Source organism: Corynebacterium afermentans subsp. lipophilum, from assembly GCF_030408375.1.
Classification (GTDB): Bacteria; Actinomycetota; Actinomycetes; order Mycobacteriales; family Mycobacteriaceae; genus Corynebacterium; species Corynebacterium lipophilum.
This window is the reverse complement of the sequence record NZ_CP046530.1, coordinates 2030075-2045817: the sequence shown is the minus strand read 5'-3', so window position 1 is coordinate 2045817 and position 15743 is coordinate 2030075. Positions and strand designations below refer to the sequence as shown.

The following is a 15743-nucleotide window of genomic DNA, read 5'->3' as shown; positions in this document are numbered from 1 at the left end:
GAATTTGAGGAGTCCTTAGTGCCGGAAACGTGGGCGCACCGCGCTGACCTGGCTGAATCTGCCGTAAATGAACGCCACGCGCAAAAGCTCTGGGGCTTGCCCCAAACGAATCTGGCGGTGGTGGCGTGGCCGCCGGGCCCGAAAGACCGCCTGTTTTGGCACTGGCACTACTGGTGGCAGGCGCAGTACCTGGATTGCCAGGTCGACGCCGCCACCCGTCGTGAGACGAAGGCCCGCCGCCGCCGGATCGCGGATACGCTGCGCGGGGTGCAGCGCCGCAACCGGGGCAAGCTGCTCACTAACGTCCACTACGACGACAAGGCGTGGCTGGCGCTGGCGTGGAACCGCGCGACCAGCATTGGCGGGATCAAACGCAACCGCCACTTGGACGATCTGGAGTTTGACCTGCTCGCGGGCATCGACCCGGTCACCGGCGTGTTGCCCTGGCGAGGCGGCGAGACGTTCTACAACGTGCCGTCGAATGCCACTGCGGCGTTGCTGTTCGCCCGCACGGGCCGCCTGGATAAGGCGCGCGAGATTGTGGACTGGATCTTCGACAATCTGGTGCGCGAGGACGGCCTGCTCGACGATGGCGTCCGGATGCGCATGAGCGGACCGGAGGTCGTCGATAAGATTTACACCTACAACCAGGGCACCGCACTTGGCGCGAGCCTCGAAATCGCGCTCGCGCTGCGTGAGGACGTCGGCCTGGCGTACAACGAGCAGATCGATTCCTTCGTCTACTCCGAGCGCGCGGACGCGTCGATGTTTTACATCACCCACATCCGCGCGATCGTGCAGTCGGTGGCGCTGAACCTGGCCACCCCGCAGGGTGTGTTGCTGAGCCCGCCGGAGGAGTCCGGGGAGGGCGACGGCGGCCTGTTCAAGGGCATCCTCGCGCGCTACCTGGCGGAGGTGGCGCTGCGGCTGCCGGAGGATTCGAAGGAGAACATCGCCACCCGCAAGATCGCGGCGCGACTGGTGATGCAGTCGGCGGATTCGCTGTGGTCGCACCGCCTTGAGGTGGACGGTTTGCCGGTGTTCGCCGCGGAGTGGACGCAGGATGCGAAGTTGCCGCACAACTACGGGCTCGGGCCTTCGTCGATAAGCGAGGCGGTGGGGCTTGTGCGTATCGACGAGCGCGACCTGTCCGTCCAACTTTCCGGCTGGATGCTGCTGGAGGCGGCGGCGAGGGTGGCTGCAGCGCAGGCGTAAAACGGGCATACTGGGGACGTAACTGCAACCCCCTAGCAGGAGGATTTCCATGCCTATCGCAACCCCCGAGGTCTACAACCAGATGCTGGACACCGCCAAGAAGGGCGGCTTCGCTTTCCCGGCGATCAACTGCACCTCGTCGGAGACCATCAACGCGGCAATCAAGGGTTTCGCTGAGGCGGAGTCTGACGGCATCATCCAGTTCTCCCTCGGCGGCGCTGAGTTCGGCTCCGGCCTGGGCGTGAAGAACAAGGTTGCGGGCGCAAAAGCGCTGGCGGCGTTCGCGCACGAGGTGGCGCAGCACTACGACGTCAACATCGCGCTGCACACTGACCACTGCCAGAAGGAAGTGCTGGACGAGTACGTCCGTCCGCTCATCGCCGTCTCCCAGGAGCGCGTGGACCGCGGCGAGCTGCCGCTGTTCCAGTCCCACATGTGGGACGGCTCCGCGGTGCCGATCGACGAGAACCTGGAGATCGCCCAGGAGCTGCTGGCGAAGACGAAGGCCGCGAACATCATCCTCGAGGTGGAGATCGGCGTCGTCGGTGGCGAAGAGGACGGCGTTGAGGCGAAGGCCGGCGCGAACCTGTACACCAACGAGGCTGATTTTGAGAAGACCGTTGACGCCCTCGGCACCGGCGAGAACGGCCGCTACCTGCTGGCGGCTACCTTCGGCAACGTCCACGGCGTGTACAAGCCGGGCAACGTGAAGCTGCGTCCGGAGGTCCTGGACATGGGCCAGAAGGTCGCCGCCCGCAAGCTCGGCTTGGACGAGGGCGCCCAGCCTTTCGACTTCGTCTTCCACGGCGGTTCCGGCTCCGAGAAGGAGAAGATCGAGGAGGCCCTGCGCTACGGCGTGATCAAGATGAACGTGGACACCGACACCCAGTACGCGTTCACCCGCCCGGTCGCGGCGCACATGTTCTCCAACTACGACGGTGTGCTCAAGATCGACGGTGAGGTGGGCAACAAGAAGACCTACGACCCTCGCTCCTACCTGAAGAAGGCCGAGCAGGCCATGTCCGAGCGCGTCATCGAGGCGTGCCAGGACCTCCACTCCGTGGGGAAGTCCGTGTCGAAGTAAGCACTCCTTGCTTATCGACGAAACCTCCGGCCCTCCCCGGAGGTTTTTCGTTTGCCCGGATCCGGTTGCCCTCCCGCCTAGACTGTCTAACCATGGCGAAGCAGAGGATGGGTACGCGGGAGCGTCTTCAACAGGTAGATAAGTCGGTGCAGGCGCGCCTGAAGCGTGTGCGTAAGCGTCTGCTCCCGATTATGCAGATCGGTCTGGCGGCGGGCTTGGCCTATTTCTTGGCGCGCGACGTTGCCGGCCACCCGCGCCCGTTTTTCGCCCCGATCAGCGTGGTCATCATTATCGGTATGACGGGCGGGGATCGCGTCTCTAAGTCTCTGGATATGGCGCTCGGTTGCATCCTCGGCGTTCTCGTGGGCGACCTTATCTTTTACCGGCTCGGCGACGGCGGCTGGCAGATCGCGGTCATCGTCGCTGGGTCGCTGCTTATTGCATCGTTTCTGTCCAGTTCGATCCTGGTGAACAACCAGGCCGCGATCGGTGCGATCCTGATCGCGACGATCATGCCGCCGGACGCTGAAGTCACGGGTATTGACCGCACCGTGGACGCGATCATCGGCTGCCTGGTCGCGTTGGCCACTATCGCGCTGATCCCTCAGGCACCGATGCAGTCGGCCCGCGCGGAGGTGTCCAAGGTGCTGGGCATCATGTCGTCGGTGCTCGACGACGTCTCGGACGGGCTGCGCGACAACGACCCCTCGAGCATCGACGAAGCTCTCGACTTGATCCGCGGCACTCAGACCGGTATCGACGACCTCGCGGCTGCCATTAAGGCTGGCCAGGAGACGTCGCGAGTCTCGCCGTTTCTGTGGGGCACGCGCCGCTACATCAATTCGCTCGCGCGCGTGATCCCGCCCGTTGATAATGCGGTGCGCACGACTCGCGTGTTGGCGCGTAGGGCGGCCGTGCTTGCCAACGACAACGATTCCGCCACCCCCGCGCAAATCCAACTCCTGGACACCCTTTCCCAGGTGTGCCTGGAACTTTCCGAGGTCTACGACGTCAACTCTCGCGTCACCCAGGCCACCGTGATCCCACAGTGCGTCAACGAGCTGCGTCAGGCCGCCCAGGAGGCTGGCATGGACGTCATCCCGGAAGACGGCGTGCTCTCCGCGTACGCCATCTTGGCGCAGACCCGCTCCCTGATTGTGGATCTGCTGATGGTGTGCGGCATGTCCAACGAGTCGGCGCTCGCGGCGCTTGCGCCAACCTCGATGACACCGAAGGTAGAGCCGGAAGCCTTCGACTTCGACTAGCGCCCAGCCCGCACAGCAAAACCCCGGCTGGGAGGAAATCCCAGCCGGGGCCTGAGCTAACTAGCGCCGAGTGTTTAGCGCTTGTTGGTGTCGATGTCGCCCTCGACGTCGCCCTCGACAACACCGTCGGTCTCGAAGCGCTCCTTGCGGACGTCCTCGGAGACGCGCTCGGTGTCGCGGACGGTGTCCTTCTCCAGGGAGACCTTCTCCACCGGGACGGACTCCTTGGAAACGTTCACGCGGTCCTCGGAGAGGGTGACGGATGCTTCCTGCTCGCCGATGTTGCCGTCGTAGTTGGCACGGTCAGCGTCGGTGATCGGCTCGCGGACAACGCGGACCTCTTCGCGCTCAACCGGAACCTCAACGGTCTCGGTCTCGTTGACAACGTACTTGCGCAGGCGAACCTCGCCGGTCTCGACGCGGTCCTTGGAGACGTTCAGCTGCTCCTCGGAGCGGACGATCTCGCCGTTGTCAGCGACATCGCGGCGGTCAGCATCAGCGACGTCGCGACGCTCGGTGTCGACGTCGGTGCGCTCGCCCGCTGCGTAACCAGCACCCGCGCCAGCAGCACCTGCGGCGCCGGTCTCTGCGAAGCGGTTACCGGTCTCGTAGGTGGTCACGTCCTCGGTGTTCTCGAGGCCGTAGTGACGGTAGAACGCGTCCTGGTCCTCGGTGGTGAGGTGGCCGTTCTCGTCCAGATCCGGTGCGTCCTCGATGCGGTCCTTCGGGAATGCGAGGTGCAGCTCGCCGTCACGCAGGGTGTGGCCGCGCAGCGGGACGATGGAGTCGCCGCCGCCGAAGAGGCCGTGGTTGACGGAAACGAAGTCCGGCTGGCCGGTGGTGTCGTTGACGTAAACGTCCTTGACGCCGCCAACCTTGTCGCCGTCGACGTCGTAAGCGGTAGCGTTTGCCAGGTCCTCGATGCGGTTGAAGTCAGCCATCATTTCTCCTTAAAGATTTCGGCTAGTAAATTTGTCTTGCTCCGCAGTTTCCGGCTGAAGCGGTCCTTGCGGGAACAAATCCGAATGTAGGGAAGGCCCCGCCCCTGCGTCTGGACGGTCGTCCAAATTCGGGTCACTGAACATACGTTCGAGCGACAAACCTTTCGGTTTCAGGTAGCCCCTTGAATGTGTCCGTGACGTGGACGTTTGCCTGCCGACGGCGCCGAAAACGAAAAAACCTACAACACTTTCAAATACCGGCGAGGTAACAAAACGCTAACCAAACGCCACAAAATTCCCACTGTGAGATAACTCACGTTTGGGATTTTAGGGCTCTCGAACGCTCTGAATGTCGCGTAAATGGCGGTAGAAGGTGACCCGGGAGACGGGCCGGGGGCGTGGTGTGCCGTCGATAAGCACCGCGATCTCCTCGCCCCCTGATTGCAGCGCGCGACCCGCAAGCACGCGTGAGGAGTCGGTGCGGCGCACGGGAAGTCGCCGGAGGAAGCGGCGCGTGGGCACAAGCGGGCTGGTGAAAGGGACCGCGACCAGCCCGGGCGCGTCCACCGTGGGCACCAGCCGTGCGCCGTACTCGCCGCCGCCGCCGACGAGCACCTCCGAATCCACCACGATCTCCCCGGTGTAGGGCGCCGATCCGTCGCCGGTGTAAAGCTCCGCGGACCCCGCAACCGCCTCACCGAAGTCCGTGCGCACGCAGGGCATCGGCTGCACCACGCCCTCAACCGCGAGCGCCACATCGCCTGCGCCCCACACGAGCGCTGCTGGCGACTGCTTATCCACGGGCACGTACCCGACCTCCACCCACATCACGTCCACGCGCATGAGTCGGGTGAGCACGAGGCCGAGCGCGCGGTCGTCGCCGGAAACAATCACGCGCACTGCTTCTGCGGGGCGCTGGGGCGCGAACGCCGGCTCGCCGAGGTGGGACACGTTCGGGCTGGCCTGAATTTCATCCAAAGACGGGGTGGGATCCTCCGGCAACACCTCGCGGGCGATTTGCGTCAAAAACTTCAGTTCCTGCTGGCTGGGGTGCCGGGGGAGGTCGAAGCGCTGGGCGCCGGGGATGACGGGCGCGTCGCCGCACGCGCAGTGGATGAGCCGCATGGCGCTCACGCTACAATATGGCCGTTATTGCGCCATATATAAGGAGTGTGCGATGTCCGCCATCATCATTGTGGGCGCCCAGTGGGGCGACGAGGGCAAAGGCAAGGCAACCGACATCCTCGGCGGCAAGGTCGATTACGTAGTCAAACCCAACGGCGGCAACAACGCGGGCCACACCGTTGTGGTGGGCGGGGAGAAGTACGAGCTGAAGCTGCTTCCCGCCGGCGTGCTTAGTGAGAACGCCACCCCGATCCTCGGTAACGGCGTGGTGGTGAACCTGGAGGCCCTATTCGAAGAGATCGATGGGCTGGAAGCCCGCGGCGCCAACGCCTCGCGCCTGAAAGTCTCTGCCAACGCGCACCTGGTGGCCCCATACCACCAGCAGCTGGACCGCGTGCAGGAGCGCTTCCTGGGCAAGCGCGCCATCGGCACCACCGGCCGCGGCATCGGCCCCACCTACGCGGACAAGGTTGCGCGTGTAGGTCTGCGCGTGCAGGACGTATTCGACGAGTCCATCCTGCGTCAGAAGATCGAGTCCGCGCTGGACGTGAAGAACCAGATGCTGGTGAAGATGTACAACCGCCGTGCGATCTCCGTGGAGGAGACGATGGACTACTTCGGCCGCTACGGCGAGCGTCTCGCGCCCATGGTCATCGACGCGGAGCGTGTGCTTAACCAAGCACTCGACCGCGGCGAGCACGTGCTCATGGAGGGCGGCCAGGCCACCATGCTGGATGTGGATCACGGCACCTACCCGTTTGTCACCTCCTCCAACCCCACCGCAGGTGGCGCGTGCGTGGGCTCCGGCATCGGACCGACCCGCATCACCGGGGTGCTGGGCATTATTAAGGCATACACCACTCGCGTGGGTGCGGGCCCGTTCCCGACGGAGCTGTTTGATAAGTGGGGCGAGTTCCTTCAGGTCACCGGCGGCGAGGTGGGTGTGAACACCGGGCGCGTGCGCCGCACCGGCTGGTACGACAGTGTGATCGCGCGCTACGCCTCCCGCGTCAACGGCTTCACCGACTTGTTCTTGACCAAGCTGGACGTGCTCACCGGTATCGGGGAGATCCCCATCTGCGTGGCGTACGACGTGGACGGCAAGCGCTTCGACGAGATGCCGCTGACGCAAACGGACTTCCACCACGCCGAACCGATCTACGAAACCATGCCGGCCTGGGATGAGGACATTACCGAGTGCCGGGAGTTTGAAGACCTGCCGCAGAAGGCCCAGGACTACGTGCTGCGCCTTGAGGAGCTTTCCGGCGCGCCGATCTCTTACATCGGTGTCGGCCCGGGCCGTGACCAGACCATCGTGCGCCACGATGTGATGCAGCGGTAGCGGTTTCTTCGGGATCGGGGATTAAAGGGGGCATCTGCCTGGCGAGGTGCGCGAAAGGGGCCAGTCGGAAACCTCGCCCCGTGACGTAATGGAAATGTTGCGATATTTCTGCCGCGAAAACCGGCTGGGCTGAGCTAAGTTCCTCGGTTTTGGTCTGCCGCCGTTGACGCTGATCGTGGTCTGGCTGCCCAGGACGGGTTCCGGACCTGTCCGCCGCCAAACCCTGGGAGCCTTAGCCTGGGAATGCGCCAAAATTGGCCGATCCCAGGCTAAGGGTCCCAGGGTTTGTGTAGTGGCGGTGTAACACAAGTTCCCGGCCGTCCTCGCGCCCATGGCGCCGAACTTCCGCGGGGAGGTGTGTAACGAAAACCTCCGTGTCCAAAAACACCGCTGTCCGCCGAGGCCCCGCTTGCCCCCGTTGCCTCCGCGCAGGCTGAGGCCCAGATTGAGACCGACGCCGACGCTGCGAAGTAACCCCGTCACGCACTGCAGAGGCTGCGTGTTCCAGCACGCACAGGCAACTGTGGGATAATTAGCTCCCATGACTGTTCCGCACTCTGCAGAGCACCCCTCCGAGCACTCCGCCGACGACACGGGCGCTATCCCTACCGTCCCCGCCGCGCCCGCTACCAGCGAGGAGCCGCCGGAAATGCCGCGCCGTGCGCTGATTCTGGGCGAGTCCGCGATGGCGCTCGACCTGGAGCAGGCCTACAAGCGCATGGGCTTTGACACCCGGGTCGGGGCGGCGAGCATCGCGGAGGTGTTCTACCCGGGGATCATGGTCACCTCGGGCGATGCGGAGGACACGATCGAGACGGTTCAGGAGATCTCGGAGCGTGTCGGTGCGGTGGTGGCGCCGTCGGTGGACGCGTGCCGTCATACCGCGGACCGGATGGCGGTACGCAAGCAGGCTAACGAGGAGCTGGGGCTTCCCACCCTGGACTACGAGTTCGCCGCAACCCCGCAGGAGATGCAGGATGCGGTGGAGCGCATTGGCTATCCGTGTGTGGTCAAGGCCCCGACCAGTAAGGACGGCGAGGGGTTTAGCTTCGTGCATAGCGACGGCGACCTCGCCGACGCGTGGCGCGCCGCCGATCGCGGCCTGGGCCAGGGCGCAGTGGTGGAGCGCTTCATCGACTTCGACTTCGAGGTCACCATTCTCGCGGCTCGCTCGATTGACCCGAGTACGGGCGAGCTGGCCACGTGGTTCTGCGAGCCGATTGGCACCCGCCACAGGGAAGGCCGCCTCGTCGAAAGTTGGCAGCCCGCGCCGCTGCCTGAAGCGGCGATGGATAACGCCCGTTCGATCGCCGCGCGCATCGTCGGCGCGCTGGCCAGCTGCGGTATTTTCTCGGTGGAGATGTTCGTATCGGGCGACGATGTCTACTTCTCCCAGGTCACCCCGCGCCCGAGCCGCGATGGCCTGGTCACCTTTGTCACCCAGCGCATCAACCAGTTCGACCTGCAAGCGCACGCCACGCAGCGCTTGCCCATTGATTCGACGCTGATCAGCCCTGGTGCGGTGCGCTTTTTGGAGGGGCACCCGTCGCAGGCCGCGCTCGCTGCGGCCATGGCGGTGGAGGAGGTTACGGTGCGAATGCTTGGCGACGGCACGCTGGTCCTCGCCACGGCCGATTCCGCAGCCGAGGCCCGCCAACGCACGGAGGAGGCCGTCAGAGAAATTTACAAAATTGACGGCAAACCCAGCGAGAATTAGATCACACCATTCAGTTCGTCTTGGCGGGGCTCCCACCGGTAAACTGTTGCATGTTTGCCCACGACGAAAGGTGAAGCCATGTCTCAACGCCAATCAATGCTGGTAACCCTTGCTAACCGCACCTTCGACGGACTGGATCTGCAGCAGCTTGCCAGCCGTTTGGAGCTGCCCCTGGTGCGACTTTCGGGTGACAGCGTGCCGGAAATCTTCAACTCCGAACAGGTCACTGAAGAGCCGGCGCTGTACGCGGGTACCGGCGACTACAACTTCGATGCTCAGCTCGCCGCCGCGATTGGCGCCCCGGTGCTGCTCGCCGCAGGCGACGAGGCGGCTGCCAAGCTCGCTGTAGCGAGGATTGGGGAGTTGGGGGCGACCGTGGCGTCGACAAGCGATGGCGATCTTTCGGACGTTGAGATTGGCGGCACGGACGCCCGGCAGGTGATGAGCCCCGTGGTGTTCGAGCGCCAGCTGGTCGAGCAGGCCAAGGCCAACTGCAAGCACGTGGTGCTGCCGGAGGGCGAGGACGACCGCATCCTGCAGGCTGCGGACCAGCTGCTCAAGCAGGGCGTGGCCGAGCTGACCATCCTCGGCGACGTGGACGACATGAACCGCCGCGCGTCCGACCTGGGCCTGGACCTCACCGGCGCGAATTTGGTGAACCACCTCGAATCGGAGCTGGCCGAGGAGTTCGCCGCCGAGTTCGCGGAGCTGCGCAAGAAGAAGGGCGTGACCATCGAAGAGGCGCGCGAGACCATGAAGGACGTCTCTTACTTCGGCACCATGATGGTGCACAAGGGGCTTGCCGACGGCATGGTCTCCGGCGCCGCGCACACCACCGCGCACACGATTAAGCCGTCCTTCCAGATCATCAAGACCGCCCCGGGCGCGTCCGTGGTTTCCTCGATTTTCCTCATGGTCATGCAGGACCGTCTCTGGGCGTTCGGCGATTGCGCCGTGAACCCGAACCCGACCGCCGAGCAGATCGGCGAGATCGCCGCCGTGTCCGCGCAGACGGCCGCGCAGTTCGGCATCGACCCGAAGGTGGCCATCCTGTCCTACTCCACCGGCACCTCCGGCTCCGGCCCGGACGTGGAGCGCGCCGTGGAGGCAACCGCGAAGGCCAAGGAGCTCGCCCCGGACGTCGCCATCGACGGCCCGCTGCAGTTCGACGCCGCCTGCGACCCGGGTGTTGGCGCCAAGAAGGCCCCGGATTCCCCGGTTGCCGGCCAGGCCAACGTGTTCATCTTCCCGGACCTGGAGGCGGGCAACGCGGGCTACAAGATCGCCCAGCGCACCGGCGGCGCGCTCGCTGTCGGACCGGTGCTGCAGGGCCTGAACAAGCCGGTCAACGACCTGTCCCGCGGCGCGACCGTGCCGGACATTGTTAACACCGTTGCTATCACGGCGATCCAGGCGGGAGCGAAGTAAATGTCCTACGTACTCGTTATTAACTCTGGCTCTTCCTCCATCAAGTTCCAGATCGTCGACCCGACCTCGGGCGCCTCCGACGACCCGTTCGTCTCCGGCCTGGTCGAGCAGATCGGCGAGCCGCAGGGCCGCATCACCATCAAGTACGACGGCCAGAAGTTCGTCGTGCAAAAGGCCGTGCCCACCCATGCCGACGGCCTGCAGGAAACATTCAAGCTTCTCGACGCCAAAGGCATCGGCCCGACCCAACTCGACATCGTCGCCGCAGGCCACCGCGTCGTCCACGGCGGCATGGTCTTCTCCGAGCCGGAGCTGATCCTGGACCCGGTGGTTGACATGATCCGCGACCTGATCCCGCTGGCGCCGCTGCACAACCCGGCCAACATCGACGGCATCGAGGTCGCCCGCGCCCTGCTGCCGGACATCCCGCACGTGGCGGTGTTCGACACTGGCTTCTTCCGCGACCTGCCGCCGGCCGCCGCCCTGTACGCGATCAACGCCGAGGTGGCGGAGCAGAACCTGATCCGCCGCTACGGCTTCCACGGCACCTCCCACGAGTTCGTCTCTTCCCAGGTGCCGGAGCTGATCGGCCGCGACCCGAACCACACCCGCCAGATCGTGCTGCACCTGGGAAACGGCGCCTCCGCGTCGGCAGTGGCCAACGGCCACCCGATTGACACCTCGATGGGCCTGACCCCGCTGGCCGGCCTGGCCATGGGCACCCGCTCCGGCGACATCGACCCCGGCATCATCTTCCACCTGGTGCGCCAGGGCGGCATGTCCATCGACGAGATTGACAACCTGCTCAACCGCCAGTCCGGCGTGAAGGGCCTGTCCGGTGTCAACGACTTCCGCGAGCTGCGCGCCATGATCGAGGAAGAAGACGAAAACGCCTGGCTGGCCTACATGGTCTACCTGAACCAGCTGCGCCGCTTCATCGGCTCCTACATGATCGAGCTCGGCCGCGTGGACGCCATCACGTTCACCGCCGGCGTCGGCGAGAACGATCAGCACGTGCGCATGGACGCCCTGGACAACCTGAAGATGTACGGCATCGAAATCGACCCGGAGAAGAACGCCCTGCCCAACGACGGCCCGCGCATCATCTCCACCGACGACTCCAAGGTGAAGGTCCTTGTCGTGCCCACCAACGAGGAGCTGGCCATCGCGCAGAAGGCCGCCGCCGTCGCCGCCCGCGTGGGGTAGTGCGGCTTCTCAGCCCCGGCACCAGTTCGCGAGGCCTGGTGCCGGGGCTTTCTGCTGCTCTGTTGCCTGACCGTCTAGCAGCGTGCGGCGGGTGCTAGACGATCAGCCCCATACTGAAACTCAATGCCATCAACACCTGGGGAAATGCGGAGCCGGTTCGCGGATCGTCTAGCAGGTCGTGCAGTGCTGCTAGACGGTCAGCGATCTTGTTGTTGGTGGGAGCTGTAGGCGTGGTTGTCGGATGCGTCGATACGCAATGTGCAAGCTGCGACTAGCAGATCAAGCGTCCAAGTTTGTGTTGTCCCAGGTGATATTGAAAAGCGGGTTCGGTAGCGGCGTGATCTGCTAGTGCTCGAATCGACCAGGTCCCTCTCAAACATATGACGATTCCGTTTTTGTGATGGATTGCACAAAAACTGTCTGGGGCTCGGGCGTAGCAGGGTAGGGGACTGTGCTGGCCTCTACTGAGTTGACTAGCAGCTCTAGAAACCATAAATGTGTTGTCTTTATGGGTTCGCACGCTATAGATTTGCAGTTGCAAAAAATCGTATTGTTGGCTGTTGATTACGTCGGCGATAGATGAAAAGTTCCGAGAAGGGGTTTGCCATGACTGGAAAGCATGACCGCGCGATTGCGCGTCGGCGCGGGACATCGGTAGCCGCGTGCGCGCTCGGCCTGTCGCTTGTGGTGACGGGTGTCCAGCCGGTTGCAGCCCCGCAGGCCGCGTCGCAGGCGGTGGCGCAGCTCCGTACCGAAGCGCAAAGGTCGGGTGTGAAATACCCGTTGATCGCGACAACCGTGCGGTACGGAGAAAAGACCACAATCAACTGGAGGAACGACCTGATCCGCTCGCCTGAGCCAATTGCGTTCAGCATTGCGGAAGAGACGAATCCTGGCTGGAACGCCACAGTGTCCGAGACTGGTCAAATCACCGTTGAGCCACAAATAGAAGCTGACCTGGAGGAAAACGACTCGATTTTCGTTGAGGCCACCTATGGCGACGGCTCCAAGGCGGAGTTCGACGCGAAGGTCCGTCTTGCGGGTGGTCCGATCTACCTAGGGCAGAGCGACAAAATATTTTGGACCGGCAAGGCAATCCACGCTGTAAACATCCAAGCCAACAACGTCCCGCTCGGCGCTGATCTGGTGGTTGCAGACGGCTCCGAGTTGCCGGAAGGGCTTACGTATGATCCGCGACTCTTCGGTCGGATCAAACACATCTACATCAAGGGCACGCCGACGCAAGCTGGTACTTTCACGGTGACGACGAATGTCGTCGATAGGTCCGGCAAGGTTATGCAAGGCGCCAATGGCCCGCTTGAGCAGACCTTCACTATCACGGTGAACGACTCTGCAAACCTGCCAGCTCCGGTCGAAGAGGACTTTGTTGCGGATCCGGCGCCGGTCAAGCCCGGCGAGTCAGTGGACATCGATATCCCCACGGAAAACGCATCTTCCGTTGAGGTCACGGGCCTGCCGGAAGGTCTGACCTACGACGGCGAAAAGAGCAAGATCACCGGCAAGCCAAAGACTTCGGGCAAGGCGAAAGTCGAGATCATCACTAACGACGCCAAGGTCATCACCGACACCATCGATATCCAAGTAGAGGGGTCTGGTGATTCGACGACACCGGAAACGACGACGTCCGAGCCGACGACCCCAGCAGAGCCGACGACCGGTGCAACGACCCCAACCTCCGGCAAGCCGACTTCAGCAACCCCGACGTCTGGTTGGGCGACGACGCAGCCGGAGCCGACGCCCCCGACTTCGGAGGAACCGACTTCTACCGCGAAGCCGACGTCAGGCCAGAACACCCCGGAACCGACGACGAAGCCGTCTACGCCGGGTTCTTCCGAGCAGACGTCTGGTTGGGTAACGACGCAGCCAGAGCCAACGACCCCGATTTCGGAGGAGCCGACTACTACCGCGAAGCCGACGTCCGGTCAGCCCACCTCTGGACAGAAGACGTCGGAGCCGTCGACTCCGGCAACGACGGGCAAACAGACGTCCGGTCAGGGCACGCCGGAGCCGACGACCACGAAGCCGACTTCGGCGACCCCGACCTCGGACCGGCTGACGACTCAGCCGGCACCCACGTCGACCACCAAGCCGACTTCGGGTCAGGCCACCTCCGCACAGCCCACCACGACCAAGCCCACTACAACCAAGCCCACCACGGCCAAGCCGACCACCGCGAAGCCCGCCCCGTCGGTCGACGACTTCGCCTGGGACGCGCTGACCGTGCAGGCGGGCAGCACCAAGGTCGCCCTGCCTTCCCGCAAGCCGTCCACGACCGTCAACGTACGCGTCGAGGGAGACGCACCGGAGTGGCTGTCCGTGGCGTCGGACGGTCAGGTCGTGGCGGCGCCGGGCCGCGACGTCGAGCCGGATACGTACACCGTTGACGTGGTTTCCGAGGCAGGGGAGCGCGACACCGTTACGGTGAAGGTCACCAAGCCGGTGAGCGACGCGGACCGCATCAGCGGCATGGAGTACAAGGACTCCTACGTTCAGGCGGGCAAGACCAACTCGAGCCGCACGCCGATCGCGAACGTCAACCGCGACGGCATCAAGTACAAGGGCCAGCCGCTTCCTGCTGGCACGAAGTTCTCCACCGAGAGCGCTGAAGGAACCGTCGACCAGGACACCGGCGTTGTCACCGTGAAGGCGCCTCTGCGTACCCCGGCGGGCGAGACCATCGAGATCCCCGTCGACTTCACCTACCCGGACGGCACGACCGGCGAAGCGACGGCGGTTTTCCACGTTGATGCCGGCGCGCAGAACGAGACGTACAAGCCCGCCTACCAGGAGGGGCTCGGCGCGCAGCCGGGCAAGACTGTTGTGGTGCCGCTTCTCGACGGCACGTTCCCCGTCAACAAGGACGGCGAGAACGTCGGCCAGTACGCGCTGGCCCCGGTGTATGACGACAAGGGCAATGAGCTTGGTGCGGCCGAAGCCTACAAGGGCTGGGATGTCAGCATCGACCCGGACACCGGCGCGATCTACGCCGCTGCTTCGGAGGAGAACCCGGAGCCGATCGAAGTCCCGGTGACGGTGCTGTACTCCGACGGCACGGTTTCGGACAAGGACGGCGAGCCCACCGTCTTCGCTCGCATCGTGGCACTGACGGGGCCGTCGCTGGCGGACTCCTCCGAGCCCGCGGGCTACGGCAAACCGTTCTTCGACGCGGACGGCAACATCCGCATGTTCCCCACGGGCTCGATGCCCCCGGGCGCGACGTTCGAGCAGACCGGGCTGACGGCGATGCCGGTGGAGATCGATCCGGCAACGGGCGCGATCACCGTGAAGGTGTCGGAGGACGCTCCGGTTGGCGCGAACTTTGACATCCCGTTGAAGCTGACGCTTCCGGACGGTTCCGTGCAGGAAATCACGGTGCCGGTGGCCACACAGTCTGAGGCTGCCAGCCAGGTCGTGTCTTGGCGTCCGGTGCAGGTCACAGAAGCCGGAACCCCAGTCACGGTGCCGCCGAGCCAGGCCCCGGCTGGTGCCACGTTCGCGCTGGCCGCGTCCTTCGACGCAGATGGCTGGCAGGCGTCCGTGGACCCGAAGACGGGCGCGATCACTGCCGCCCGCAACGGCGACGAGGAGGCCCCGCAGGCCGCGCTGATCCCGGTGGTGGTGACGTTCGCGGACGGTTCGCAGCGCGTCGTCGAGGTGCCGGCAACGACCGTGCGCGGCACTGCGGCGCTGACGCGGGTGGAGTACCCGCGCGTGACCATCAACGCCGGCCAGATCGCCATTTTGCGGCCGAATGTCGCAGGCGCGTCGTTCTCCCTGATCAAGCCGATCCCGGGGCTGCGCACGAAGGTCGACCCGGACACAGGCGAGCTGGCCGTCGCCAGCTACGACGGCACCGTGCCGGGCCCGCGCGACATCCCGGTGCAGGTCACGTTCGAGGATTCCTCGCACACCATCACGTCCGCCCGGGTTGAGGTCCACACCAAGACCGGCAAGGGCACGCTCGCCGAGAGCATCGTGCTTAACGACGTCTCCGCTGTCGGCCGCCCCGACACCACCACGCAAGTCACCCTGCCGGTGCCCCGGGCAGCCGCGGAGTATCCGTTTACTCTGGGCGAGTTCGACGCCGACGGCTGGGAGGTCTCCCTGGACCGCACCCGCGGCGTGCTGGACATCCACGTTCCCGCTTCCGCCGCTGGCCAAGCCAAGGAGATCCCGGTGAACGTGTTGCTCGCCGACGGCTCCACGACTCAACTCAAGGTGGCTGTGGAGGTGGACGGCGTGGCGGCCGGAGGGTCGTCGCAAAGCGAAAATGGCTCCTCGAAGCCCTCGCCCTGGGTGTGGGCGCTCGCGGTGCTTGGGTTGCTAGGCGCAGCTGGCAAGGTTCTGTACGATAACCAAGAAAAGTTTCAACACTTTTTAGAGCGGTGGATGTAGGCGC

At 64.6% G+C, this 15743-nt stretch carries 10 protein-coding genes; 8 read left to right on the top strand and 2 right to left on the bottom strand.

Annotated features, from left to right (window positions below; translation table 11 throughout):
• The first annotated feature begins 18 nt into the window (after positions 1-18).
• From CAFEL_RS09775 to CAFEL_RS09765, 3 genes are all read left to right on the top strand, one after another.
• Positions 19-1215, top strand: coding sequence for a glycoside hydrolase family 76 protein (locus CAFEL_RS09775; protein ID WP_194560630.1), 1197 nt, complete (start codon positions 19-21; stop codon positions 1213-1215).
• 49 nt (positions 1216-1264) lie between these two features.
• Complete coding sequence (gene fbaA, locus CAFEL_RS09770; RefSeq protein WP_194560631.1) at positions 1265-2299, top strand: class II fructose-bisphosphate aldolase; 1035 nt, start codon at positions 1265-1267, stop codon at positions 2297-2299.
• Positions 2300-2391: 92 nt separating this feature from the next.
• On the top strand, positions 2392-3564 hold the full coding sequence (locus tag CAFEL_RS09765) for an FUSC family protein (RefSeq protein ID WP_194560632.1): 1173 nt from the start codon (positions 2392-2394) through the stop codon (positions 3562-3564).
• 74 nt (positions 3565-3638) lie between these two features.
• On the opposite strand, the gene CAFEL_RS09760 is transcribed toward CAFEL_RS09765, so the two are convergent.
• A complete protein-coding gene (locus CAFEL_RS09760; protein ID WP_194560633.1) occupies positions 3639-4505 on the bottom strand; it encodes a PRC and DUF2382 domain-containing protein in 867 nt (288 codons plus the stop codon).
• A 327-nt stretch (positions 4506-4832) separates the two neighbouring features.
• Positions 4833-5630, bottom strand: a complete 798-nt coding sequence (locus CAFEL_RS09755; protein ID WP_194560634.1) for a hypothetical protein — start codon at positions 5628-5630, stop codon at positions 4833-4835.
• A 52-nt stretch (positions 5631-5682) separates the two neighbouring features.
• Between CAFEL_RS09755 and CAFEL_RS09750 the strand changes: the two genes are divergently transcribed.
• The 5 genes from CAFEL_RS09750 to CAFEL_RS09730 all read left to right on the top strand — a co-directional run bounded on the left by CAFEL_RS09750 (position 5683) and on the right by CAFEL_RS09730 (position 15739).
• On the top strand, positions 5683-6972 hold the full coding sequence (locus CAFEL_RS09750) for an adenylosuccinate synthase (protein WP_194560635.1): 1290 nt from the start codon (positions 5683-5685) through the stop codon (positions 6970-6972).
• A 541-nt stretch (positions 6973-7513) separates the two neighbouring features.
• A complete protein-coding gene (locus CAFEL_RS09745; protein ID WP_228496445.1) occupies positions 7514-8689 on the top strand; it encodes an ATP-grasp domain-containing protein in 1176 nt (391 codons plus the stop codon).
• A 78-nt stretch (positions 8690-8767) separates the two neighbouring features.
• A complete protein-coding gene (gene pta / locus CAFEL_RS09740) occupies positions 8768-10117 on the top strand; it encodes a phosphate acetyltransferase (protein ID WP_194560636.1) in 1350 nt (449 codons plus the stop codon).
• On the top strand, positions 10118-11323 hold the full coding sequence (locus CAFEL_RS09735; RefSeq protein WP_194560637.1) for an acetate kinase: 1206 nt from the start codon (positions 10118-10120) through the stop codon (positions 11321-11323).
• A gap of 606 nt (positions 11324-11929) precedes the next feature.
• Positions 11930-15739 carry a Rib/alpha-like domain-containing protein gene (locus tag CAFEL_RS09730; protein WP_194560638.1) on the top strand — a complete coding sequence of 1270 codons (3810 nt, stop codon included), beginning with the start codon at positions 11930-11932 and terminating at the stop codon, positions 15737-15739.
• Positions 15740-15743 lie beyond the last annotated feature (4 nt).